This is a genomic window from Pseudoalteromonas sp. HL-AS2, assembly GCF_031198805.1.
Taxonomy (GTDB): Bacteria; Pseudomonadota; Gammaproteobacteria; order Enterobacterales; family Alteromonadaceae; genus Pseudoalteromonas; species Pseudoalteromonas nigrifaciens.
On the sequence record NZ_CP133571.1, the window covers coordinates 2968487 to 2993782 of the forward strand.

Consider the following 25296-nt stretch of genomic DNA (forward strand, 5'->3'; position numbering starts at 1 on the left):
CACCACCCTCTCGCTTTATGCTTGATAGCCAAACACGTCGCTAACCCAAGGAACTATTATGCGCACATTGGCACTGCTACTCATGGCTTTTTCAAGTATCACGGTTGCTCAAACAGCTACCGTACAATCGCCTGACGGTAATATAAAAATAATCATCTCAGACGAGCAGAGTACACCTAGTTATTCTATTAGTTTTAAAAATAAAACAGTCATTAATAATTCTGCTCTCGGGTTTGAATTTAAACAACATGCACCGTTTAGTAACAGCTTTAAAATAACCAAAGTTCAACAACAAAGTACCAACACTCAGTGGCAACAACCTTGGGGCGAGCGACAAACGGTTGTAGATCAGCATAACGAGGTAACTGTAACCTTTGCTAAGCCACAACCTCAAGGCGGTACTTATAGCGTGCGCTTTAAAGCGTTTGATAGTGGCGTGGGTTTTAGATACGAAGTACCAAAACAAGCAGGCCTTAACAATATTGAAATAACCAAAGAGCTTACCGAGTTTGCTGTTAATAACAGCCACACAGCTACAGCTTGGTGGATCCCTGCCCGCGGCTGGAATCGCTACGAATATGTATATAATACCACCCCATTAAACGATGCCGCATTGGTACATACGCCATTTACCTTTAAAAACCAAGATGGTGTGCATATTAGTATTCATGAAGCCGCCCTTGTTGATTACGCCGCCATGGTACTTAATCAACGCCGCCCTGGGGTTTTTCAAGCCGATTTAACGCCATGGTCGAGCGGTGTTGCCGTTAAAAAACAGGGCGCGTTTAATACCCCATGGCGCACTATTCAAATTGGCGAAAAAGCCGTTGATTTAGTTAACTCAGATATTATTTTAAATCTAAATGAGCCGAATAAACTCGGTGACGTGTCGTGGGTAAAACCAGGTAAATACATAGGTATTTGGTGGGGTATGCATATAAACACACACACTTGGGGCAGCGGCGACAAGCACGGCGCTACTACAAAAAATACCAAATACTACATGGACTTTGCCGCCAAATATGGTTTTGATGGCGTATTAGTTGAAGGCTGGAACACAGGCTGGGATGGCGACTGGTTTTTTAATGGTGATGTGTTTAGCTTTACTCAGCCCTACGATGATTTTGATATAGCAGCGCTAACAAAATATTCTAAGCAAACAGGCGTGCAACTCATTGGCCATCACGAAACATCCGGCAACGTCAGTAACTATCGCAAGCAAATGGCAGATGCCTTTGCATTGTATGAAAAATCTAACGTTAGCCAAGTTAAAACCGGTTACGTAGCCGATGGCGGAAACATTAAGCGCATTGACAAAAACGGTATAGCTCGCCATGAGTGGCACGACGGCCAATTTATGGTTAACGAGTACTTACATAACGTTAAGCTAGCTGCTAAACATAAAATAAGTATTAACACCCACGAGCCGATTAAAGATACCGGACTGCGCCGTACTTATCCAAACTGGATCACTCGAGAAGGCGCACGCGGACAAGAGTTTAACGCATGGGGTACTCCTCCTAATCCACCCGAGCACATTGCTATGCTGGCATTTACCCGCATGCTTGCTGGGCCTATGGATTTTACTCCTGGTATTTTCGATTTAAGTTTTAACGGTTTAGGCGCTAATACTAATCGCCCGCAAACTACGCTGGCTAAACAACTAGCATTGTATGTTGTATTGTATAGTCCGATTCAAATGGCGGCCGACCTACCTAAAAATTATTTAGCTAAACCCGATGCATTTCAATTTATTCAAGACGTACCGACCGACTGGCAACAAAGCATTGCCCTTGATGGTGCAGTAGGTGACTTTATTGTATTTGCGCGAAAAGAGCGAAAGCGCGACAAATATACCGGCAACGACTGGTATTTAGGCGCAGTGACTGACGAGCAAGCGCGTACTATTGAGATTAGTTTAGACTTTTTAGATAACGGCAAACAGTTTGAGGCACATATTTATAAAGATGGTAAGAATGCCGAATGGAAAAATAATCCGTACGATTTAACTATCGAAAAACGCCTTGTTACTGCAAGCGATAAATTAACGCTTAAGCTGGCCACCAGTGGCGGTACGGCTATTCGTTTTAAAGCACTTTAATCGCTTACTGCGTATTTATAATTTTGGCCAGCACAACTTAATACCAACCCGCTGCAGTAAAGTGGGTTGGTATTATACTTTAATTGGTAAGTAAATTTGTGCACTTAACCCGCCCTCAGGCCGGTTAGATAATTTAACTTTACCGTCATGCATATCTATAATGCGTTTAATAATAGCCAGCCCTAAACCGCTGCCCTCGCTACCACGTGCTGTATCGCCTTGCTTAAACGGCTCAAATACCGACTCCAGTTCGCCCTCTGGTATACCCGGGCCACTATCGTTTACCGCAATAACAACATACTTTTTATTGCTATTAAAATAGCAGAGCACTTCAATATCACCTTCTGAGTAACGCAGCGCATTTTCAATCATATTGGTTATTACACGCTTAATTGCCACTGCACTAATAGGTATATTGCCAATACTAGGATTACCTTTAAAGGTAATTACTCGCTGGTGTTTAAGCTCAGTGTGCACTACCTCTGCCACTAACGCGTTAATGTCCTCACAGCTTAGCTCTTCACGTTTGTGATGGCGTAAATATTCAATGAACTGATCGATAATGCCGTTCATGTCTTCAATATCGTAAATAATGCCTTCACGCAAATAGTCATCTTCATCTGCCATCATTTCGGTGGCTAAACGAATGCGGGTTAGTGGAGTGCGTAAATCATGAGACACCCCTGCCATTAACAGCCGACGATCGTTTTCAAGCGCAGCAATACCCCGCGACATTTGATTAAATGCCCGTGTTACAGCAATAACTTCACTCGATCCTTGTTCGGCTAACTTAGTACTAAAATCGCCTTTACCTACCTTAACCGCCGCTTGTTGCAATGCTTTTAGCGGCCTATTTAAGTGCCTAGCAAATAACCAACCACCTAATACACTTAAAAAACCAATACTTGATAAGTAAAAGGTTAAAAACTCGAGGTTATTTTCTTTAAACCCACTAAGCGGCACTTTTACCCAGTAACCTAATGCTTGCGGGGCTTCTACCCAGTATATGAGTGGATCGGTTTGGCTAATACGCACCCGCGCAGAGCCATTTAGCTGCTCAGACATACTACGCGATAATACCGAATATTCGCGACTTTGCCCCAAACCACTGCGCATTGCTTCACGCTGAGTCATTACTTCAATACCGGTAATTTCAAAAAACTTATCCGATACTTCATTGGTTACTTCAACACCATCTTCCCAGTCAATAAATACGGTTTTAATTTGCTTAGCCAGCATTAAATTAACTTGTTCAATGGTAGGTTTTACTACGTATAAGCTCACCGTTACGTAAGATACTATTTGATTTATTAACAGCAAAGCCGCCACTAAAAAAACGGTTTGTCCAAATGCGCTACGCGGAAATAGTCCCATATAAATTACTTTTCACCATCGGGAACAAATACATATCCTAAGCCCCAAACGGTTTGAATATAACGTGGGCTGGCGGCATCTAACTCAATCATGCGGCGAAGTCGCGACACTTGCACATCAATACTGCGCTCCAGTGCGCTGTAATCTCGCCCGCGCGCTAGGTTCATCAATTTATCACGGCTCAGCGGCTCACGTGGATGCAAGACCAGCGCTTTAAGCACTGCAAATTCGCCACTGGTTAAGGAAATTGTTTTTTCGCCTTCGCTCATTTCGCGAGTGGCTAAATTAAGCGAAAATCGCCCAAATTCAATCAAATTTTCTTCTGCAGCAGGTGCGCCCGGCACTTCTTTGGCACGGCGTCGTAAAATAGCTTTTATTCGCGCTAACAGCTCTCGTGGATTAAATGGTTTTGGAATGTAGTCGTCTGCTCCCAATTCAAGGCCAATAATACGGTCAACCTCATCACCTTTAGCGGTAAGCATAACAATTGGAATGTCGTTTTCTTTTTGGCGTAAACGACGACAAATAGACAAACCATCTTCACCCGGCAGCATTAAATCGAGCACCATTAAATGAAAGTTTTCACGTTCGATAAGCCGATCCATTTGCTCTGAATTACCCGCTGTTCTTACAATAAAGCCTTGCTCTACTAAATAGCGCTCCAGTAAGCTGCGTAAACGCATGTCATCATCTACAACCAATACTTTTGTCGTTTCGTGTCCCATTGTGTTTCTTATTTTTATAATCTATTACCCATTAATATAAATGAAAAAACCTGTAAGCAACAATTTATTAGCCGCTTAGATTGTTACTGAACATTTCAAACTCATTTGTGCGCGTGTTTTATTAATAATACACTCGACAAGTTTGGGTTATTTTAATACCTTGCTCTGTATGAGTATTAAAAAAGAACATGGCGTGAAAACAAACTTAATTACCCGCGAAGGCTACTTACAATTACAACAAGAACATACCCATTTATGGAATGTAAAACGCCCTGAAGTCACCAAAATAGTAAGCTGGGCGGCCAGCCTAGGAGATAGATCTGAAAATGCAGATTATCAATTATAACCCCACAAAGAATACTATTTTAACTTTTAACAAATAAAAACAATTACTTATATTTAGTACGCATACTATAAACCATACTAAATTACCGATACAGAAAGTAATATAACTTTATACTGTTCCTTGCTATTGGTATTTATTATGCTACTCCATGATTCAAGAGATAAAGTTTCATGTTCCAGACTGGTGTGAGCGAAAAACAGACACTAAAAAAGTTATAGTTATTTCGTTTTGATGTGTTATGAACCACAAAAATGGTGTTCAATAAGCTGCTATATAAATGGAGGTGTTCAATGGGTTTCGTGATCTATTTAGATCAAAATACATTGAGTGATTTACGTCAACGTAAAATAGATGAGTCTCCAAACGACTTATTCAGACTACTTAAACATGCTCTCAAATCTGAACAAATAACGGTCGTTTATTCTCATGTTACTCTTGATGAAATTTTGCAAATTCCAAAGGCTGAATATCGCCAAGAACATATCGATATTCTAGCTGAATTAGATGCTAAATATATTGAGCCATTACAACATACACTTAGCAACCAAGAGCCAGATAATATATGGTACGCACACCTAGAAAACAAAAAATCAAATGCAGACCTCGGTATTACTAGTCTAATGGAGATTAGCCAGTTATCTTCTCGTAAAATTTCGGGGTTGCCGATTGATGAAAGCTTTTCCGAAATCAACGAGAAGTTAAAGGTGAACTTGGGCACTTTAATTTTTAATTGTGAATCGCAATTGGATTCGATTGACCTCGAAAAACTTGATGAACCGTTAAGAAGCTATTTCGTAAATATGCATAGTCAACTGGATGAGTTGAGAACAAAATTGTCCTCGTTGCAAGCGCCTAATATTGCTAATGAGCAACAATTAGGGCCTCAACAATTTAGAGAGATGCCGAGCATTAAAGCATTGGAAGTAAAAAGTATTGAGATCAAGGATGTAGTAAATGCTATTGAAGCAACGTTTAAATTGGAAAATAATAGTTTTGATTTTGCAGATTACTTTGAGGACACACCGCAAAATGCCGTTGCGCGTGCATATAGTCTAATGAATTGGGCTGGTTATCACGCTGATGATTTTACCAGAACCAAAAAGGGTAAAGATCGTTTCAATGCTTCAAATAATGATATGCAACATGCAGTGTCAGCTTTGGGGGCAAGTTTCTTGATTTCAGGTGACATAAACTTTGTCAAAAAGGCTAAAGCGTGTTTCGCATACGTTGATTGTTCGACCGTCGTGTGTAATCCGCAAGAGTTCATCGAGAAGCATTGCAACTTCATATAGCAAGAACATCATGCCGCATATGTTGGCGTTGAAGATTAGCTTCTGGCGCATATACGACAGTTAGATTTGATTGAGATCTGTAAACAAATCTAAAGTTTAATTTAAGACTTATTCATATTTCTAAATCCGCAGGGGTCGCGTCATGCAATTTACATTGTATAGATGCCCAATGTCCGCTCATGGGACTGAGCCGAATTTCGGCATAGAGCGAGTAACGGTCTTGAGATTGGATAAATATAATAGTCAATTGAGTGGGCAAACAGCTCTTTGCGCATATATTCATGAAAATGAGCGACGCGAGCATATTGTTCTATTTAACTTTTCTTTAAAGCTTTAGAAAACTTTATGATAGCAATACCTTAGGTTATTTGATAAAACTATATAAAATAGATAAATAAGTGTGGCGTCGGCAGAAATATGCGCCATTAGCGCACTATAAAATGTTAGTGCTACAGGAGTTACACTTTGACTACCAATGAAAGCGTTCAGTTTCACATGCGTTTTGTGACTGAGAAACATCAAGAATTAATTAAAACGCTAGATGAATTAGTTGCTGCTCTCGTAGGAGAAAAACTTGAGGGTAAAAAGAATAAGGGAAAAGAAGCCTTAACGAAGGCAAATGATTTAAAAGCTTCAATATCTAAGCAAGACTCACCAGCGTGGCTACCTAGTTTAATTCAAGGACTCAATCACTTCCAAGGAAATTCGTGGAAGCAAACTCACTTAATTGATCATTTAATTAAGAATATAAATCAAATTAAAAGTCATAAGTGGGTTTTTGAAAACCCAACTGATACTGCATTTGATTTTGATTCAATTTATGAACACTACAAAGCAGAAAGTCGTTTACCTGAATTATTCAATGACATAGTTAGAATCCTCGAAGAAATTCAAGCAAGCGGTGAACTGGATAGCCTTGTTATGATTAAGGGACTAGGCAAAGTTATCGCCACTCTGAAAAAGAATAAGGATGGCTCATACTTTTCCATTAATGGCGCATGGGAGTTTTTAATTACTTTCTTACAAAATTATATGTGGGGAGAGTTATCTAAAATTCCAGTTTTAGGTACAGCTATGGAAGCTTTAGAGAAAACTATTAAAGAAACAAATGAAGAAATGTTTAAAGTGCATGCCAATGTACAAACAGAAATGGAAAACGTTGTAGAGACAGAAATCAAGGGGCTCAAAAATAAGTCATCGTTTAAATTCTTAGCTTATGATAAAACTGGAGCTCAACTTTCAGCACCAAAAAGCTTGTCCGTCAGCGAGAGTGTGTAGCACTATAAGTCACTCAAAAGGAAAAATAGCAGCTGGTTTTTACGCCTTCGTCGCTTATTTAAACCAACTATTATTTTCCTCTTAGTGAGTTAGTTATATGCCAAATCAACTATTGGCGAAATATTCAGGCCCATCAAAGGAGTTAAGTTGTAATGGAAAACACGTACGAAAAAATACTAGGTAAAGAAGCATCACAGTTTATCCCTATAATTAATAAGATTCTTTCCGAAGTTAAAAATCATAAATATCATTTCATGAACGAGAGTGAATTTACATCCCTAACGCAAACCTCACCAAGTGAGGGGCAATCTCAATATATGAAAGAATTATTGTATAGAGCAAATTTTGGTTCCTTATCTGCAATTGCTAAAAATTATGAATGGTTAAGAGGAATGCATAATTCATATGAGGCTGGACTATATTTGCCCTTTTCATCTTCATTTAGGTGCCTTATTGAGTCAGTAGCCGACAGTTATTTTTCTCTATCAAATTTATGCACCACTCTTTCAAAGAACATAAAAGATATTAATATCTCCATTAATCAAAACTCCCCGAATTTCCATATATACACAGATTTAGAAAATCAACTTATCCACTATTCCCATGCTAGAAGATTAAATAGTGGTGAATCTGCGCCTGATTCTCATAAAGCAGAAACAGCCGCACGCTATGTTAAAATGTTAGATGAAGAAACAAGCTCAGATTTTTATGATTGTTATTCTGAACTATGCCAACTTAGCCACCCCGCAGCACAAGGGGTGCTACATATGATGATTCCAATTAATGATCAAAATTTTATTTTTGAACACAAATTTGGAAAAGAAAAAATAGATGCATTTTTAGAAAAACAACGAGATAAATTTTCTGCTCTATTAACTTTCGCATTTAATCCATCAATTTTGGCTCTAAAAGTTATAAATCATATTCAATTAAATGAGCTTCATGTAGAGCCTGTAAATGAATTAAATATGGATCATATTGTTGCATGGCAAAAGTGTAAGCAAGATATTATTCAAGCTGGCATATAATGCGGAGTTTTAGGCCAAAGGGGGAAAATCTTGACTTCAGGCACTATTTTCCTGACCGTCCGCTGTTGGCACAGAGCTGTCATTCGACTCTGAAGCGTTTTTGTCCAAAAGTGAGTTTCAATCTTTGTTGTCACAATTTTTCTTTGGATAGGCACGTTGATTGAATCTAAGTATTGATCATGATTGTCATGCATACCTTCTATTGACACAAAAGGAACGAACTGGGAAGGCAAAAAAGTTTCAAACATTATTGTTATGCATACTTAAAAGTGTAACATCTCCTTTAATGGTTAATATCTGCGGTTGTAAGGGTGAACTGAACTAAAGCATAGTTCTTATAGAGGTAGTACTTTCTGTGCTGATTGGAATCTAACAGAGGCGATGTTGCCAAACTCATTTCTGCCCCAAAACGTGTTAAAGCAATTATTCTATAGGTCGGCTTTGAGCGAGAAGCGGACATTGAGAGTGGCTAAATGTAAGAGTTAATTGATTGGTCAAACTGTTTTTTACTCATATATTCATGAAATGAGGAAAAGCGTATATTGTTGACTCAGCTTTTTTGTAGGCGATAGAAACTTAGAGATAGTAATATCTTAGGTAATTTGGTAAAACTATGTAGATATTATCGTGCCTATAGCAGAGAAATGCGCTATTCGCGTGCTATTAAATTATACACATGGAGTAAGGGTATTGTTCAATAAATTAATTCCAATTTCTCTGATCGTTTTGTTATCAGCTTGTGGTGCAACCCAACCAGCACCATACCAAAAAGATAAAATACTTGAAGATAGAGATCAATATAACGGTTTAGAAGGTATGGCTCAGTATCAAAAAGATCAGAATTACCTTGTAAGTAAAGAGCTGTCTGATAAATGTACCAAAGCTAAAATTGACTTAGCAGTTGCAGAAACAAATAAAAATGCTAACGAAATTAAGAAACAAAATTCACTAATTAGCAATACGTGTATAAGGTTTTTCAAGTCGGGCCTCTAACAGTTTTGTCGGTTCCACGTCGTTTCATATTTTAGCAAATAATTACAAACCGCTTAAAACGGCGGTTAATTTTTTAAAGGAGTAAGGTTTTTGAATTTAACTAGGAAGGTTCTATTAATTTGTTTGTTTTTTCCATTTGTAGCTTTCGCCAAAGGGAAAGTTGGGATTGCCGTCGGTGTGTCTGTTGATGGGTTTTTTAGTCCTGAAATAACCGAGTTTAAAATTGATGAAGTTCATTCTGGATCTCCTGCAGAAAAAGCTGGAGTTAAAGTTGGTCAATTAGTTATCGAACTTGATGGTTGCAAAATCCCGGGCTGCCCAGCAGATAAAGCTAAAAAGCTTATGGATAAAGAAACAGGTGAAATATTACTATTACTAGTTAAAAACTTAGATGGCAGTGAAGCTTTGCTAAAAATACATGTAGGTGAGTAAAAATCTAACGAGAAACTAAACAAGGATAAAAAAGTTGGCTTTTATATGGGCTCCATTAACTTCAAGAGCTTATTTTGGGGTTATTCTACAACTTTATTGTTACAGTCCGCTTATGGCACAGAGCTGACCTTCAAGTCAGCTCAAAAATCCTGAGGTCAATATACCTTTATTATCTCTAGCTCAATTAAATATTGCGTCACTTAGCTTCAACCCTGAGTAACTCTGTATTAAGGTCAGCACCTGAAATCCAATAATCAAATATTTCATTAGTGTTCAATAAAAGCCAGTTAAAGTTATTACCACAAAAGTGACTGCTAACTAAAGATTCGAGCGGAGATGTTTCAATTGTATCAGGTAATTTTTTTGTATATTTAAGTGTCCAACCTTTTTCTGCAGCCATAGTAAGATAATTGTCAAACAACTTAGTAAACAGCTTATTTGCTATGTATATTTGTGTATTTCGCCTATAAAGCTGTGCTGCCACCTTTTCCGCATTTGAGTACATATAATAGCAAACGACAAAAGGCGAATAATTTTTTGCACAATGATTAAGTAACCCTTCTAATTTTAAAGAGCTCTCAATAGGCACTCGAAACTCTTCGCTTACCCAAGCTATAATTTTATAAAAGTTGTTTAGTCTTATATCATTTATCAGTATTCGGAGATCTTCAATATCACTTTCTTTAAACTTTCGAGAACATATCTCAGAATACAACCTTTGTTGGAGCTCTATGGGTGATTCAAACTCATTTGTATAGCGCAGATATACACCCATGCCAAACTCACCATTACCTCGCTTTACATCTGCTGGAGCCAAAAAGCTTGAGCGGTTATACTTTAGCTGGTTATTAGCTTGAGCAACTTCTGTAGGAACCGATTCAACTATAGCCAACACACCTTTTGACTCAAGGCTTCGTATATATTTTATATCGATTTCCCTACACCCACTTAAATGCAAAGCTTCGGGGATTATTCTTAACGGTTGCCTATCTGCTGATTGATATTCAGTAAGTAATATAAACAAGCACAGCTTTTCAACATACGTTAAAGACGTAAGTTGGTAGTCCGATTGCAATATCTTGTTTTTGTAGGCGTTAATAATATCGAATGATTTTTTTTTAACTTTCTCTGCTGCTGTCATTAAACAACGCTCACATGTATAGGATGCTAGTTTTAACCTAGACAAACACTCATGCCTTGATGAAGTGGTCACTTTTGACTTACAGCTGTCGCATATAAAACTTGGATGGCAACAACTAACACTGCTCTTTTTTTTAATTAAGCTAGTAAGGTTTCCGACATCATTCTTATAGCTTTTATAAAGCTCATCATGCTTTTTAATTGAGTAAGTGAAACTGGGTATCTCAGAGCTTGCTAGGCTCCAATACTCGTTAATTATTATAACCTCACGCTCACTCACTTCTTGCTCATAACAAATGTATAAATCAGTCATATTAATTTCAATGCATTAAATTTAAATCACCCCGAGCTTATCGGAGTCCAGTTTATTTAAGTCGGGCCAATTTACCTGACTCGTTTCAGTTAACACAGTAGTCTGTTTCATATTGAGCAGGTGAAACATACCTTATTGAAGAGTATAATTGTTGATTGAAACCAATTTACCCATTCTAAGGTTGTATATCCAACAACATCTAATTTTTCCACAAGCCATTCCTGCGAATAATTTCTGTTATAAATAAACCATTTATAGTTTCAGGTACTGCATTATCATAAGAATCGCCGGTACTGTCTACATATGCTTGAATACCTACTTAAGAAAGTCGTTCAGTGTATCTTCTAGATAAATATTGACTACATCTATTACGAAGGCTACGTAAACAAATCCTCCATGTGAATACAAAGGTATTTCTAATACTCCTAAATACCGGCGAACAAATAGCTGTTACTCGTGTAAAAATCCTGTTGATAACTCTCAGGATATAGAATGCGCGGCATGTAATTGAATTGTCTGTAGTTATTGTGGTGGGTGTGGGTATACTGGTTATAAGCACGCCTAGCAGTAAGAAGAGCAAAAGTAATTTTTGATCTTCTTACCTTTTTTTAAATTAATAATTATATCAGCCTCTTAAGAGTATAGTCGCTCACTTACCCCTCAGAGGCATCAAGTAAGCTTTTTCAATTGCTTACTGATAGCTATAGATAATTTAACTACCTTGCATATAAATACTTCTGAAAACCAATAAACGTATCGCGTATCGCGGCTGGTGAGCCAAACTCAATCGCTGCATCATTAATGGTGTTGTATTTAAGCTCTACTAGGCTACGCATTTTTTTAGGAGCCAGTTCTTGCACGCCATCTTCAATGTATTTATTTAATATAAAGTTGATAAACTCTTGTTGTTTATACTCAGTAAAGGCTGAGTTTATTTTAGGCTTGGCTTGTTGAGCTCGCTCCGTGCGTGTTTGCGCTTCTGCGGCATACGCTACGTAGGATAAAACATCGTATACATCGCTGTCTTGAGCGTCGATTACTGCCTTCATACTGTCGAGTTTTTCACTGTCGTAACCCGCTTCAGTTAAATCTTCTAATAACTTTTCGCGAGTGGTTGGGTCACTCCATATTTCACGTAGTTCGTCTTCGTTTTCAAAGAAGCGTGGTAGGTCTTCAAACATACGTTCAACAAACTCTTTAGCTGTAATGGGCTTACCTTCCGCGCTCCAGTACATTGCTGAGGAAATATGCTTAATTTGCCTTGTACGACCGTCTGAGAGCTTTATTTCAAGCTTTTCACATACACATGGCCTTTCGCCACATTTATCACAGCCTTCAGGCTCTGGCTTTTCGCAAACACATGGCTTTTGTTCACACACTTTACAGGGTTTCTTTTCACCGGCACCATCGCCGCCAGTGTCTTCACATTGGCACGGGGTTGTGCCGCACTCTGGGCATACTTTGTTGGGTATTGGTTCACCATCCCAAGCTGGGTCAGCAAAGTTATGGTGCGCTTTTACAAAGTCGTAAATGGTAAAATAGTCTTTCCCATCGTAAGTACGAGTGCCTCGGCCTATGATCTGTTTAAACTCAATCATGTTGTTACAAGGGCGCATAAGCACAATATTGCGAACATTACGTGCATCTACACCAGTAGAGAGTTTGCGTGATGTAGTTAGAATTGTCGGAATGGTTTTTTCGTTATCACAAAAGGTTTTTAAATCGTTTTCACCCGCTACGCCATCGTTTGCGGTTACTCGCACACAGTAGTTGGTATTGGTGGTCCAACCCTTTTTCACCGCATACTGGTTGATAAAATCTCGCACCATACCGGCATGAACTTGTGTTGCACAAAACACGATGGTTTTTTCTTTAGGATTAAAGCGATCCATCCAATAGTGTACTCGGCGCTCTTCGCGCTGAGGTATGGTAATAATGCGGTTAAAGTCACCTTCTTTGTACAGTTTACCAGGCTCAGGATCGCCTTTTACAACAACACCATCCCCCTCTATGTACTTGTACTCATCCATAGTGCCAACAATGGGTAACACTTTAAATGGCGTTAAAAAGCCATCGTTAATGCCTTCTTTAAGGGTATAACTGTAAACGGGTTCGCCAAAGTAGCCATAGGTATCGGCATTATCGGTGCGTTTGGGTGTTGCGGTTAAACCCAGTTGCACAGCAGGGGCAAAGTAATTAAGAATATCACGCCATGCACTTTCATCGTTCGCACCACCACGGTGACACTCATCAATAATAATTAAATCAAAAAAGTCAGCCGGATATTGCTCGTAATACGGGTTTTCTGCCTTTTTGATTGGTGTATTTTCATCCTCTTCTGTTGTGGCTTTATTTAATTCGGTTTTAGGCCCACACATAAGGGTATGAAAAATTGTAAAAAATACGCTAGCATTTTTCGGCACGCCGCCTCGTTTACGAATATCTTCAGGGGTGATGCGCACAATGGCGTCTTCACCAAATGAGCCAAAATCGTTAAACGCTTGATTGGCTAAAATATTACGGTCGGCCAAAAACAAAATACGTGGGCGCTTTTTCGCAAGGCTAATGTCTTTTTGCGCGGTTAGGCTCCAACGGGTTTGAAATAACTTCCATGCGGTTTGAAAGCTAATACAGGTTTTACCTGTACCTGTAGCAAGCGTTAACAGAATTCGTGGTTCGCCCTGAGCAATGGCTTCAAGGGCATTATGAATGGCATTTTCTTGATAATAACGCGGTGCCCAATCGCCTTTGGCTTCAAAGGGAATGGTAGAAAATGCATCACGCCAAGCTGTGGTAAAAGAGGCTTCTGGTGTATCACCTTTTTGCTCAAAGGTAAGCTCCCAAAGCTCTTGCGGTGATAAGTATTCATTTACTAGCGTCTCAATGCCTGTAAGCATATCAATCTGGTAAATATCATGGCCGTTGGTAGCATACGCAATACGGCATTGCAGACGCTTTGCGTAGTCTTTGGCTTGGCGCACACCTTCGCTATAAGTTAGGCTTTCTTTTTTTGCTTCTACGGCGGCAAGCTTTCGGCCTTTGTATACCAGCACATAATCACACGGCACTTTATTAGCGCGTTTACCTCCGGCCATAATTTGGCCAGGGCAGATAAGTTCACGGCGAATAAAGCTGTTATCAACTTCACCCCAACCGGCAGCGACTAACTTAGGGTCGATTAAATCAGCTCTGGTGTCGGCTTCGTTACGCATCCTTGCTTGTGACATTAGGCCACCGCTCCTTTGTTTGTATCAACCTCAAGCGTTTTCGTTAACTCACCTGAAAAGGCTTTTTGTAAGATGGATTTTTTTAGTTCGTCTAATTGAAGGGCTTTTGCTTTATATATTTCTTCAAGTTTCAAAGACTCTTCTTTTAAATTAAATAACTTTAAAGCAATCTCTTTTTGTTTATTTAAATCACTAGGTAGCCAGATAGGTATCACCTGCATTTTTTTAGGCGATGTATGCCTTACCTTAAGACCTGTGGCAGTCTCTTGTACCTTAGATCTAAAATATTTTGTATTAAACAAGTGAAATAAGAACTCCATACTCAGATTATCCCTAAATTCGTCTGTAAGCTCTACAAGGCCTAATCGTTGGTTGTGTAAGAAAGTACTATCTTTTGGAACCAAAGCTGGGGAGCCTAACAACCCAACGGCTTGTTCAGTCATTGCGACTAGAAGAGCCCCTTTTGATAGCAAAAACTCGTTAGGAAAAGTGCCATCGTAATATTTTTGCTTTTCGCCTCTGTCTCGGTATCCACCTTCTTCAAAAAAATTGCCTGGCGTTAGTAACACATATCCTTTGTCTTGGGTAAAGAACTCGCTTTTAAAGGCAAAGCCATGTTTAAAAGTGCAAACATCTCCTAAAAGGTACTCTTCCCACCCTTCACCACGCTGGCTAAATACTTGCTGCAAGCAGCTTTCAAAAAGCTCGCGGGCGTCTTTGAGGTTTTTCTCGGTCTTGGCGCGGGCTTGTTCTATATCGGCAAAAGCTTGGTCGAGAACGGCGACGATGAATTTTTGTTCTGGGATAGGGGGGAATGGGATTTTCATCCCTTTTATTTGCTCAGTACTAAGGTTTGGCTGTGCTGCACCAGCTGATATTTCTAAATGCTTTTCTACTTGTGTAGATAAATAATAATATAAATATTGCTTGTCTAATTTATTGCTAGGGACAAATTTACCAACTCGTTGATTAAGAAGAAAATCAATGCCTGTATTATTTATACCTATTTTTCCAGTCGTTGCCCCGGACATCGCGATCAATAGATCACCATCTACAACACGGTAACGATCTAAGTTTTCTTTGTATGAATTTGGGTCTGTGTAAGCAACTCGCTTTAAATCAATAGAGCCACTTTGGATATTTGATATGCGTAGAATTGGAACACCAATATCTGTGAAGAGTTTGCTTTTAAATGCGAAACCATTTTGAAAATCACAAATATCCCCAAGCTTTACAATCGGCCACTCCATCACAACAACTCCTGAATCTTACCTAGAATCGCTTCGCTCTCTTTATCCAGCGCAATAATTTCTTCAATAATAGCTTGCGGTTCACGCAGTGGGGCTGCCTCGCGCGTGTTCGGGTTTTTAACCGATAAGTCCCAAGTTGCTTCGTCAATATCAGTTATCGCTAATGACCAAGACTTAGCACTGTCTTCAAAGCCTTTTTGTAACTCTACAAATTCTTTTAAGTCTTTATCGTTGAGTGGGTTAGTTTTGCCCAAGCTGCGGCCAGGGTCTAGTTGATAGAACCATGTTTTTTGTGTCGGTTCGCCTTTGGTAAAAAACAAAACCACGGTTTTTACACCAGCGCCTAAGAAGGTTTTGGCTGGGCAATCTAGCACGGTGTGTAAGTTGCAGTTTTCTAATAGCTCTTTACGCAAAGCAATGGCGGCGTTATCGGTATTCGATAAAAAGGTGTTTTTAATAACAATAGCGGCGCGGCCACCAGGCTTGAGCATTTTTATAAAGTGCTGCAAAAACAAAAAGGCAGTTTCACCGGTTTTAATCGGGAAGTTTTGTTGAACTTCTTTACGCTCTTTACCACCAAAGGGCGGGTTAGCTAATACAATGTCGTGCTGGTTGCTTGGGGTAATGTCTTGTAGGTTTTCGCCCAGCGTATTGGTGTGGATAACGTTAGGTGCTTCAATTGTCGGAAGACAATATTTATAAATAGTTCGTTACATGTAACTATGGCTAACCTTCTGTTTTATATAACTTTGTTTGAGGTTACACTTTTGGATGTTTTTAACTATCTCAAAAGTAACCTTAATTTGAAATTATTAACATTAAATTCAGGCAGTTAGCTGTATATTAGTTGCGTTACATTGCTATTGTCCGCAAGAACATTGCTCAGAGCCATGTTTTTTCGTATTAACGTAGCATTTTGTGATTGAACTTTAGCGAGCATAGCTTTCAATTCTGCCACCTCAGACCGCAAGTCTCGATTGCGGTCTTTGTATTTATTAAGTTCAGTTTGTTTGGCATCACGTTGCTGTCGAATATCTTTGTTTACACCGCCTTTAATACGCTCTAATAGTTCAGGGCAATCACGGTGAATCAATGCTCGACTTACACCTGCTTCTTCGGCAACGGCAGCGACACTCATTTTGCGTTTATGAGAAACAGTATTTGGACGACCTTTTTCGATTCGAACAATGGCAAGTCGAACCGCTTTATGTGTCGCTTTTTCTTTCTGGTTAGACATTTATCACCTCGATATTCTCTCTTTCGTTAATCTCTTGCTTCATAGCTTCAACATCAATACCCAATGCCACTAGAACCTTTTCACAGCGTTCCATGCCTTTTTTTACCGCCGCTCTACCAGCTTCACCAATATCATCCAATTGCATCAGTTTCATTTGCTGCACTAGCATTCCCTCCCAATAGGGCAGGTGTCGCTTATCTACAATGCCGCTTTCACAGCTATCAGGCTTACCACACTTACACTCATCATCATTGGTGCACCACCCAATACCTGTTGAGCGAATTGGTATGGAGCTAGAGTATGCCTTTGCCATAGCACTAAGAGAGCCAAAAGATTTAATTAACTCTTTATCCTCACGGACTTTCATGATGTTTTGAGCTATGTCGCCACCAGTGATAGGCATGTCTAGTTCAAACCAATCTTGCTTAATTTCTTCTTCAACCAGATATTTCTCTCGAAGCATTTCTTCAAACAATTCAGCATCAAAAGCATCATTAAAGGCATACAAAGTGGTCATGGTAATTGACCAATGTTTAAAGTGGTCTTTTAATGCTCTCAAGTCACCTAATTCAGAGTGAACCGCATAATTAGCAAAGGTACGTCTGAATTGGTGCGCTGATAGGTTCCAATTATTCCCTATTTGTTCACATAAGTTTGGCAACCTAGTGTTAGTCATTGCCACCCCTGACAATAGGTAAATTGCGTTTCCTTTTCCCCGGTTTTTCGATAGGCAGATGTGGTTTGAGATTTCCTCAAGTCGATGTGCTTCCACATGATCGTTGCTTGCTTTCGCTTTTAGTAAATCACACTCAAGTTGGTCTTGAAGTGGAGCGCTCAAACGGCCAAGAATATCAATCGCTTCCGTGGCTATCCTTGGCGCAATCCACTCAGCTAACCCTGTATGTGTTTTCTCAGAGACAGTTTCGATGTGGTAGTAAGTGGTGTCACCTTTCGTTTCAGAGCGATACGCATCACGCTTAATGCCTAATATTTCATGGATACGCATACCCGTTGTGAGTAACAGCCAGAAGATACAGCTATCTCGAAGTAGCAATGTTTCTCTCTTTTTTGACGATTCCAGAATTTCATCAGCTTTATCTAGGTATGATTTAGTGAACTGGCACAGCGGAATTAGCACTTTATTTGGAATAATGGGGGTCTTACCTTTGGTAATGGCTTCCCGATACGCTTCACCAACATACCCTGCTTGCTCATTAGCGGTTGATTGAGGCCAAGGATGCTCTTTGACAAAATCAAACTCTTTACAGTGGTAATAAAGGTATTCTAGAACGCGGAATCTATCCACCTTGGTGACTGCTGTCAGTGGTTTAGTCTCGCCTTTTCGTTTTGAGTGCAGGGTATTTACATGCCTAACGTAGGCATTTGAGGTAAAAGCTGTCAGCCCATGTGTAACTGTAGTATCTGAGCTTAAAACCCACTGAAAATAACTTTTCAACTTGTCCAATGTTTTCACAAGAGTATTAAGAGCTAACCCCTTTTTGAATTTGCTCCAGATTACCCACTTTGCCATGCGCTTCATTTGAGTATCATCAATCGTAGAAAAAGTAAGGTTTAATGCACTTGCTATAGTTGCTTTCGTACCTTTCCTAGCAGGAAACACCCATACATCTTCCTCAAATCGAGATAGCGTTTGGTATTCACCATTGGCGAGTTTAATGTAGGTCACGATACCCGTTAGAGAGCCATCAATGACTTGCTCAAGCGCACTGGTGCTTGGCTTTGGGCATTGCTGAATTGCAAACTCAGCTTGCGTGAGTATTAACACAATTGAACTCATTGCGTCACCTTCAACATATCAAGGTTTTGCCAGTACGGATGTGGATTAGATCTTGCCCGTTCTTTTTCAGCCTCTACACGCTGTAGCTGACCAAGCTTTGCAAATTCAGGGACAACTTCTTCATCTACGATTCTTAGAACATTTTTTAAATGACGCTTCCAGTCTTTACGACCAAACTCGTCACGGCTTCGAATAATCGCCCAATAAAAACTAAAGAGTTTGTACAAATCATCACCTGTAATAACGAAGCTTTTACAGCGGAAGCAGCCTAAAAAGTCATTACAGAACGAGCCATTTTTCGGTGCTTTATCGCCATTCTTAGGGTCTTTACAATGCCCTACAGGGACACTTGGCTCTGCGCACGTTAGCTCTTTAACTCGTATCTCACCCATTAAGCCCAAGTTGCGCTTTGATTGCTCAGGAGCTTGCAGGTAGTGGTCAAGCGTTCCTGTCCCACTGTGTTTGGCTTGCCGCGCAGCAATTAACAAACTCTCACCACTCAGCTCATAAATACCATTGATGAACGTCTTGCGAAAACGGCTTACATTAAGTTTCATCGTTCGACCATCTTCATCTCTTAAGTCGTACTCTTTGATGAATTTTTTGATGTTATATCGAAGCAGCCTTTCTGCTAGAGAGGAGACCGTACCTCTCTCTGCACCTATGTGGGCAACTCTAGGCTCATAGACAAATACCAAGTCGGAATCGATAGACTTTCTCACTTGGCTATTACGCTCAATGATAGCCTCAATAAGATAAGCAACATCAAGCTTTATTCCTTGCACCACTTCAAGTTCCTGTGATTTTCGTAAATACCTGTTAGTGGTTCGGTCTTTTGATAAATCGGCTTAATTGCTTGTTTTAGCGCAACTACCACCTGCCTTTTTTCATGGGAAGTCAGAGGTTTCTCGCCCTTTGCACGTTTACTTGAATTTGGAAATGGGCTCTTAGGAAAGAAATCACTGTTTAGGTTGATGTAACCAATGACTGACCAATAGCCCTTGTCCCTCATGTGTATCAGCATTGACTTGAGATGAGTGTAGTAACCTTTTTGGGTGTTATACCCAATATCACTACCTTTAAGGTGCAGTAAATATTGGTCGATCAACTCTGGTGTAATATCTGCTTGTGTTAAGTCCTCACTCGCTGAATACCTAAATAATGTAAGGTATTCAGCGAAATGGGAAAAACCACTATTAAAATAACTTCTTTGAGTTTCCTCGCTAAGAGCATCGGTATTTTTCAGCAGAGCTTTTGCGGTGTAGTACACTCGATTTGTAATGTCGTCATAACCTTTGCCATAGAAACGAGTAAAATTAATGTTAGAACCATTACCACCTTTTGAACCGATATTGGGGTAATTCACAACAGGGTTGATTGGTCGGACTATTTCTCGATTTTGAGTAGTGTCAATAGTTGGCTCTACTGCCGACGTTTTCTTTAGCTTGTCTTTGTTAATCGACAGTTTTTTTCTTTGCCTAGCCATACTTTACCTACGCAATCGCATCAACTTGTTGCTGATACTCAATCGAAAAGTCATCGACTAAATCATTAACCAAGTGCAAATACTTCATTGTGGTTGTGATACTTGAATGCCCAAGCCGAGCTTGTAGGTACATCAAGGGTTCAAATCTGCTGCTTTTATGTTCTAGCATTCCTTTTAGCATGTGCGTTGCGTAAGTATGTCTTAACATGTGCGGTGATACGTGAAAGGGCAAATTAAGCGACTTGAGAGCCTTACCAAAAGCAGAGCCTTGAGAAGTCCACTCTTGACCATCAGACGTTAAAAACAAGCAGTCTGATACCACTCCTGACTCTTGCTGCTTCCGAAAACGAGCCTCATTGACATAACGCCACAAGTCTTCCATCAGTCGTGTTGGAATGTGTATCTTACGCTCTTTCTCACCTTTGGTTCGCGAAATATTGACCTCGTAGTAAGCTCGATTTCCAGTTGGGTTTCGTATTACGTGCAACGGAAACAACAACAGCTCTTTACGTCTGATACCTGTCTGTAGACATAAGCGAACCATCAGCTTTAAGGTTGGATTTTCAATCGAAGATAACAATTCTTGAACTTCATTAGCCGATAAAAACTGAGCTTTCTTTTCAAAAGTTTTCATCATCAAATCAGAGCTGTATTTCTTACCACCATTTCTCTCGGTGTGAGCTAAGAACTGCTGACCCTTTCGCACTGAAACTGACTCTAGTGAATAAGGTAATGAGTCAAACCACCGACCAACACCATAGCTATAAAACCGTACTATCGTTCTTAAATGCTGATTGGTCGAATTAACTGACATACCAAAATCCCCAACACAAAGGTCACGATAGGCACTGACTAGCATTTCATCTTCACTGCTTTCAGAAATATCTCGCCAATCTAAACCGTTCTGTTCACAGAATGTCAGGAATTGATTTAAGTGGCGGGCATAAGTCCACCAAGTATTTTCACTATCTACTCGACCACGTTTCAAGCACTCATAAATAAGGAATTGCATTGCTTCCACACAAAGCATTCCAGATTCAATCCCTAGCTTTGCATTATCAACTTCCCACGTTAAGAGGGGAAAGTTAGGGTACTTCACACTTTCAATTTCAAAGTCAGATGTGGATTTAATGCAAAGCATAATCGCCCTAATTCACTGTATATTAACACAGTATAATTGTACGCATTATGCTTTGCTACAAAAATAAACGATTTTTTATGTGGACATTGGTATGTAACACGTTTCTGGACAGAAACGTGTCAGGGACTTTTCTAAATTAGCAACGCACAGATAGCAATACGTACGGCTGTGTTTATCAGACCTGTTTATTCAATAACTTTATCGAGTCCGTTCAAAAGTACCGTTCACATCACGCGTGTAACTTTCCCGTGTGCAATTCGTTATTAGCGCTTACATGGCAAGGCCTCTAGGTTAATACGACAGTGTAACCTAGAGTGCCGCCGCACCTGTTTTTAATGTGAAATGGTAGATACACCGGCAATTATTTTAATAAATACTCACCTTTTGCTTATTCGTAAAAGTGCTATGCGTTAAATTATGATTAAGCGGAACTAAGGCGACAGGTTAATTTTTTCAGCGCCGCAGATAGTTAAAAAATTTTGTTAGTATCAAAGAAACATAAAAAATGAAGGTAACCAGGCACGAGGCCTGGTTGAAAATCAACGATAGTAAAATGGCATGGATGCCACGTTCTAACCGCCAATCTTTTACGGCAATTTAAGATTACACTGCGGTTGGGGCACTATCAATATTAATGAGCACGCGAATGAAAATAGATATTCATTATAAAGTGAAAGTAGAAGGAAGGTTTTCTATTAATTTAATTTCCCTAATTTCTGTAGCCCAATTGGTTATAAGTTTAATAGGTTAATTGTTAGGTAGGGGGTATTGCAGGTCAAAGTGTGATACCCCATTATTTTAGCCGCTAAAATTAAAGTTTCACCGGTGAAACTCAGTTGTTGGATGAAGGTCTTGTGTTTGATTTTCTGCTATCAGTTAACAAATATAAAAATTAATTATTTATCATTATGTTTTCATTTTTTGACAATGCTAAAGGCGTGAACTATAAATACCTTTCAATTGATATTAAAAGGGAAATTCAAGGACTATGAAAATAAATTTAATTAATTGCCTGCTATCTGTAGTCATAGCAACTGGTGTAAGTAATATGAGTTATGCTGAGGAAGTTCCGCGCAGTCAACAAGTAATTACCTCCCTTCCTGTACTCACTAGTCAGAATGCTCCAGCTCCTGCCGAAATCAAAAACATCCGCATGGAGTCTGAATTAATGGCTCGAGCATCAGCTCCGCCGCTATCTTCAATGTGGGTATATGCTGTTGGTTCAACTGATTGTGGGTGGGAGTCCACTGTTGGTATGACAACAACTGCATGTGATCATGGGGGAGAGCAGCTGCGTACTGCTGTTTTAGAAATTGGTTATGGTTATAATCATATTGCTTGGATGAACGGTGGGTTACTTCCGAGTTCCACAATGTACTCAAGTACGCCTGTTTGTGTGACTGGTAGTAATTACACATGGCCTTGTACCGCTGGGCAAACTGTCGTGGGTTTCCTCAATGAATACAATGTCGATGGTCATCAAAACGGATTATTCAAATACCAAAATACTTCGACTAATTCGCCATGGAATACTATGTCAGTCCAGATCAGTATTCTTTGATTTATTAATGATGTAGGCCAGACATTCTGGCCTTTTTATATTTCTAAATACGAATGTTAACACCAGTACTTTTGTCTTGCATGATAGACATAGCTGATTCTAACATCTTCAAAGTAGTCTCGTCATTGCGTGACAGTGCGCCTTGGATGCCATCACGCGTTTTTTGAATGAAGTTATATCGTGTTTCATCACTGTGTGCACCTGCCAGTTCGCCTCCATTTACGGGTATTTTCATAGTCATAGCCATGAAAGGCCTGCCGTCATCGAGAGACATTTCTCCATTGCGGATTTGAGTGTTGGCCCAGTCCCGCATTTCTTGCCGGGTCATACTAGTGAAATCCGCCTGTTTTGTGCTGCTGTCAGTCTTATCATTGTCTGTTTGTGCTGCTGTTAATGCAGCCGAAAATGACGTTGAGGCCTCTGTTGAAGGCTTGGTACGCTGGTTCCCATTAAAATAATGTACGTTTGCATCAACTCGCATAGGTTCTTTTCCTTAGTATGATCGTATGAGTGATATTAACTGCAAAACCTGCGCCATAATTATACACTTATAGTCTTTTGAAAACGCCTTTAAAAAGTTTATTTAAATTAAGTTGTTGAAGGTAATTCATCGTAAAGTGAAAAGCTTAATACAGAGGTGTTGGACGGCAAAGGCTTTCCGGTAACTGGAATATTTACTAATAGGCTTGGCTCATAGGCCTTAAATTATTCAGGATAAAGCCTAATAAAAGAAGGTTTTGAAATAAGCAATATTAAAGTGAAATATTGGGATCGAGATTGATACAAAGATGAGGGATATAGAAATCAATATCCATTTCAATTTTTTGATTTCTTTTAAGTGATTTGCATTTTTAAGCGATTCATTTAGCCGCTGAATATTTAGTTCAACTTCGTGTACAGTCTCCTGAGAGACGAGCGCTAAATCTTTAATACTATCAACAGAGCTTTTTAAGTTTTTCTCTGTTGCTAGTATATGAGTATCAACGCTCTTAATTTCCAGTGATTTCTTCACATATTCAGATAAAGAAATACCTTCCTTTTGCGCCTCACTACTTAAAGACTCTTTTAATTTATCGTCAATTCGGATGCTTAGAATAGCCATTCTAAAATACCTCTGATGTATACGGGTGTAAACAAAGCGTATACGCCTATTTTTAAAGGCGCAACAGGTTATTTTAGATGAAAACTGTGTATGACAAAATGAGATAATAGGCACGCTGTCGAATGAATCGCCCCGTGTTTGCCAGAGACTCAATAACTTGAGAAACTGGAACTATGAAAAAATCAAATCGCTATACATCAGAATTTCGTGAACGTGCAATTAGGCTTGTTACCACACAACAGCATGAATACCCTTCTCTTTGGGCTGCGCTAGTATCGATTTCAGATAAACTGGGATGTACCCCAGAAACACTTAGAGCATGGGTCAAGAAATCTCAAGCTCAACCGTCTAAACCCTCTTCTAATACGCAATCAACTGAAGAACGCCTTGCCGTCTTAGAGCGCGAGAATAAAGAGCTCAAGCGAACGAATGATATCCTGAGGCAAGCTGCCGCTTTTTTCGCCCAAGCGGAGCTCGACCGCAAACAGAAGTAATAGTGGATTTTATTGATGCTTGCAGAGAGCATTACGGTGTCGAGTCAATTTGCAAGGAATTGCCGATTGCACCATCAACGTATTATTCTCATAAACAGATACAAAGAGAGCCTGAGCGACTGTCTAACCGCAAAAAGCGTGATGCTGAGCTGATAATACTCATTCGCGAAGTGTGGGAGGATAATATGTCAGTTTATGGTGCAAGAAAAATATGGAAGCAGCTACAGCTTGACGACCATCAAGTCGCCCGCTGTACAGTCGAACGATTGATGCGAGTTATGGGAATTCAAGGTGTTCGTCGGGGTAAAGCACATAAGACAACGATACCTGACGAGCAACAAGATAAGCCACTTGATTTAGTTAATCGTCAATTTACTGCTGAGCAGCCAAATCAACTTTGGGTAGCTGACATCACCTATGTTGCCACATGGAGTGGGTTTGTTTATGTCGCTTTCGTGATAGATGTTTTTTCACGATACATTGTAGGTTGGCGTGTATCAACGACAATGCACACAGAGCTTATTCTTGATGCGTTAGAGCAAGCTATTTGGCATCGTGGCAACCCCGAAGGGTTAATTCACCACAGCGACAGAGGCAGCCAATATTTGTCTATACGATACACTGAGCGACTTGCTGAAGCTGGAATTCAAGCGTCTGTAGGCAGTGTGGGTGACTCTTATGACAATGCATTGGCTGAAACAATAAATGGATTATTTAAAACAGAGATTATTCGCAGAAATGGCCCGTGGAAGAATGTTGATGCTGTTGAATACGCAACGTTAGAGTGGGTTAATTGGTTTAATAATCAACGCCTATTATCTTCAATTGGGTATATTTCACCAGCTCAATATGAAACAGACTACTATGATAATTTAAACGAGTCAGGTAAAGTGGCCTGACTTAAACAAACTGGTCTCCGATGAACTCGGGGCGATTCAATTAGATAAAATAAACTGGGTAACACCTTCACAAAGAAAG

At 39.6% G+C, this 25296-nt stretch carries 21 protein-coding genes, 1 pseudogene and 1 other annotated feature; of the genes and pseudogenes, 9 read left to right on the top strand and 13 right to left on the bottom strand.

All coding sequences use genetic code 11. From position 1 onward, the window contains the following. The first annotated feature begins 58 nt into the window (after nt 1-58). Complete coding sequence (locus RB215_RS13790; RefSeq protein WP_086998930.1) at nt 59-2101, top strand: glycoside hydrolase family 97 protein; 2043 nt, start codon at nt 59-61, stop codon at nt 2099-2101. Nucleotides 2102-2173: 72 nt separating this feature from the next. Here RB215_RS13790 and envZ read toward each other — a convergent pair whose 3' ends face one another. Further along, nucleotides 2174-3475, bottom strand: coding sequence for a two-component system sensor histidine kinase EnvZ (gene envZ, locus RB215_RS13795; protein WP_011329477.1), 1302 nt, complete (start codon nt 3473-3475; stop codon nt 2174-2176). A gap of 5 nt (nt 3476-3480) precedes the next feature. Beyond that, nucleotides 3481-4200 carry a two-component system response regulator OmpR gene (ompR, locus tag RB215_RS13800; protein ID WP_089368855.1) on the bottom strand — a complete coding sequence of 240 codons (720 nt, stop codon included), beginning with the start codon at nt 4198-4200 and terminating at the stop codon, nt 3481-3483. A 193-nt stretch (nt 4201-4393) separates the two neighbouring features. On the opposite strand from ompR, the pseudogene RB215_RS13805 reads away from it, so the two are divergent. The 6 genes and pseudogenes from RB215_RS13805 to RB215_RS13830 form a co-directional block, all read left to right on the top strand. Beyond that, nucleotides 4394-4540, top strand: a pseudogene (locus RB215_RS13805) (transcription elongation factor GreB); the annotation flags it as partial. 296 nt (nt 4541-4836) lie between these two features. Beyond that, nucleotides 4837-5838 (top strand): hypothetical protein, encoded by a 1002-nt coding sequence (locus tag RB215_RS13810; protein WP_013466101.1) that lies wholly within the window; start codon nt 4837-4839, stop codon nt 5836-5838. A 465-nt stretch (nt 5839-6303) separates the two neighbouring features. Next, nucleotides 6304-7116, top strand: coding sequence for a hypothetical protein (locus tag RB215_RS13815; RefSeq protein ID WP_174961883.1), 813 nt, complete (start codon nt 6304-6306; stop codon nt 7114-7116). 152 nt (nt 7117-7268) lie between these two features. Continuing rightward, entirely contained in the window at nt 7269-8144 is an 876-nt protein-coding gene (locus RB215_RS13820) for a hypothetical protein (protein ID WP_013466103.1), read from the top strand. A 690-nt stretch (nt 8145-8834) separates the two neighbouring features. Beyond that, nucleotides 8835-9137, top strand: coding sequence for a hypothetical protein (locus RB215_RS13825; protein ID WP_024601566.1), 303 nt, complete (start codon nt 8835-8837; stop codon nt 9135-9137). 90 nt (nt 9138-9227) lie between these two features. After that, nucleotides 9228-9569, top strand: a complete 342-nt coding sequence (locus tag RB215_RS13830; RefSeq protein ID WP_051385864.1) for a PDZ domain-containing protein — start codon at nt 9228-9230, stop codon at nt 9567-9569. Nucleotides 9570-9765: 196 nt separating this feature from the next. On the opposite strand, the gene RB215_RS13835 is transcribed toward RB215_RS13830, so the two are convergent. The 9 genes from RB215_RS13835 to RB215_RS13880 all read right to left on the bottom strand — a co-directional run bounded on the left by RB215_RS13835 (nt 9766) and on the right by RB215_RS13880 (nt 21161). Continuing rightward, nucleotides 9766-11022, bottom strand: coding sequence for a hypothetical protein (locus RB215_RS13835; RefSeq protein WP_309216585.1), 1257 nt, complete (start codon nt 11020-11022; stop codon nt 9766-9768). 716 nt (nt 11023-11738) lie between these two features. Next, nucleotides 11739-14249, bottom strand: a complete 2511-nt coding sequence (gene hsdR / locus RB215_RS13845; RefSeq protein WP_309216587.1) for an EcoAI/FtnUII family type I restriction enzme subunit R — start codon at nt 14247-14249, stop codon at nt 11739-11741. After that, nucleotides 14249-15499, bottom strand: coding sequence for a restriction endonuclease subunit S (locus RB215_RS13850; protein WP_309217170.1), 1251 nt, complete (start codon nt 15497-15499; stop codon nt 14249-14251). The genes hsdR and RB215_RS13850 overlap by 1 nt, the downstream gene beginning before the upstream one ends. Then, complete coding sequence (locus tag RB215_RS13855; RefSeq protein ID WP_309217171.1) at nt 15499-16203, bottom strand: N-6 DNA methylase; 705 nt, start codon at nt 16201-16203, stop codon at nt 15499-15501. Before RB215_RS13855 ends, RB215_RS13850 begins: the two co-directional genes overlap by 1 nt. 128 nt (nt 16204-16331) lie before the next feature. After that, the gene (locus tag RB215_RS13860) at nt 16332-16736 is read right to left on the bottom strand and encodes a TetR family transcriptional regulator (protein WP_165745027.1); all 405 of its coding nucleotides are present in this window, start codon (nt 16734-16736) and stop codon (nt 16332-16334) included. Continuing rightward, a complete protein-coding gene (locus tag RB215_RS13865; protein WP_309216588.1) occupies nt 16729-18534 on the bottom strand; it encodes a site-specific integrase in 1806 nt (601 codons plus the stop codon). Before RB215_RS13865 ends, RB215_RS13860 begins: the two co-directional genes overlap by 8 nt. Beyond that, nucleotides 18531-19322 (bottom strand): hypothetical protein, encoded by a 792-nt coding sequence (locus RB215_RS13870; protein ID WP_309216589.1) that lies wholly within the window; start codon nt 19320-19322, stop codon nt 18531-18533. The genes RB215_RS13865 and RB215_RS13870 overlap by 4 nt, the downstream gene beginning before the upstream one ends. Next, on the bottom strand, nt 19307-20020 hold the full coding sequence (locus tag RB215_RS13875) for a phage integrase SAM-like domain-containing protein (RefSeq protein ID WP_309216590.1): 714 nt from the start codon (nt 20018-20020) through the stop codon (nt 19307-19309). The genes RB215_RS13870 and RB215_RS13875 overlap by 16 nt, the downstream gene beginning before the upstream one ends. Nucleotides 20021-20027: 7 nt before the next feature. Next, nucleotides 20028-21161, bottom strand: coding sequence for a tyrosine-type recombinase/integrase (locus RB215_RS13880; RefSeq protein WP_309216592.1), 1134 nt, complete (start codon nt 21159-21161; stop codon nt 20028-20030). A 988-nt stretch (nt 21162-22149) separates the two neighbouring features. Between RB215_RS13880 and RB215_RS13885 the strand changes: the two genes are divergently transcribed. After that, nucleotides 22150-22722 (top strand): YolA family protein, encoded by a 573-nt coding sequence (locus tag RB215_RS13885; protein WP_013463092.1) that lies wholly within the window; start codon nt 22150-22152, stop codon nt 22720-22722. A gap of 43 nt (nt 22723-22765) precedes the next feature. Here RB215_RS13885 and RB215_RS13890 read toward each other — a convergent pair whose 3' ends face one another. Together RB215_RS13890 and RB215_RS13895 are read right to left on the bottom strand one after the other, a co-directional pair. Further along, complete coding sequence (locus RB215_RS13890; protein ID WP_013463093.1) at nt 22766-23203, bottom strand: hypothetical protein; 438 nt, start codon at nt 23201-23203, stop codon at nt 22766-22768. A gap of 240 nt (nt 23204-23443) precedes the next feature. Continuing rightward, a complete protein-coding gene (locus RB215_RS13895; RefSeq protein ID WP_024606317.1) occupies nt 23444-23824 on the bottom strand; it encodes a hypothetical protein in 381 nt (126 codons plus the stop codon). A gap of 173 nt (nt 23825-23997) precedes the next feature. Between RB215_RS13895 and RB215_RS13900 the strand changes: the two genes are divergently transcribed. Continuing rightward, nucleotides 23998-25217, top strand: a protein-coding gene (locus RB215_RS13900) for an IS3 family transposase (protein WP_223230517.1) whose coding sequence is annotated in 2 segments (ribosomal slippage) — nt 23998-24286 and nt 24286-25217 — 1221 coding nt in all. Because the reading frame shifts where the segments join, the coding sequence is not laid out codon by codon here. Then, nucleotides 24276-24392: a sequence feature (AL1L pseudoknot), on the top strand. It overlaps the preceding gene by 117 nt. Nucleotides 25218-25296: the final 79 nt, after the last annotated feature.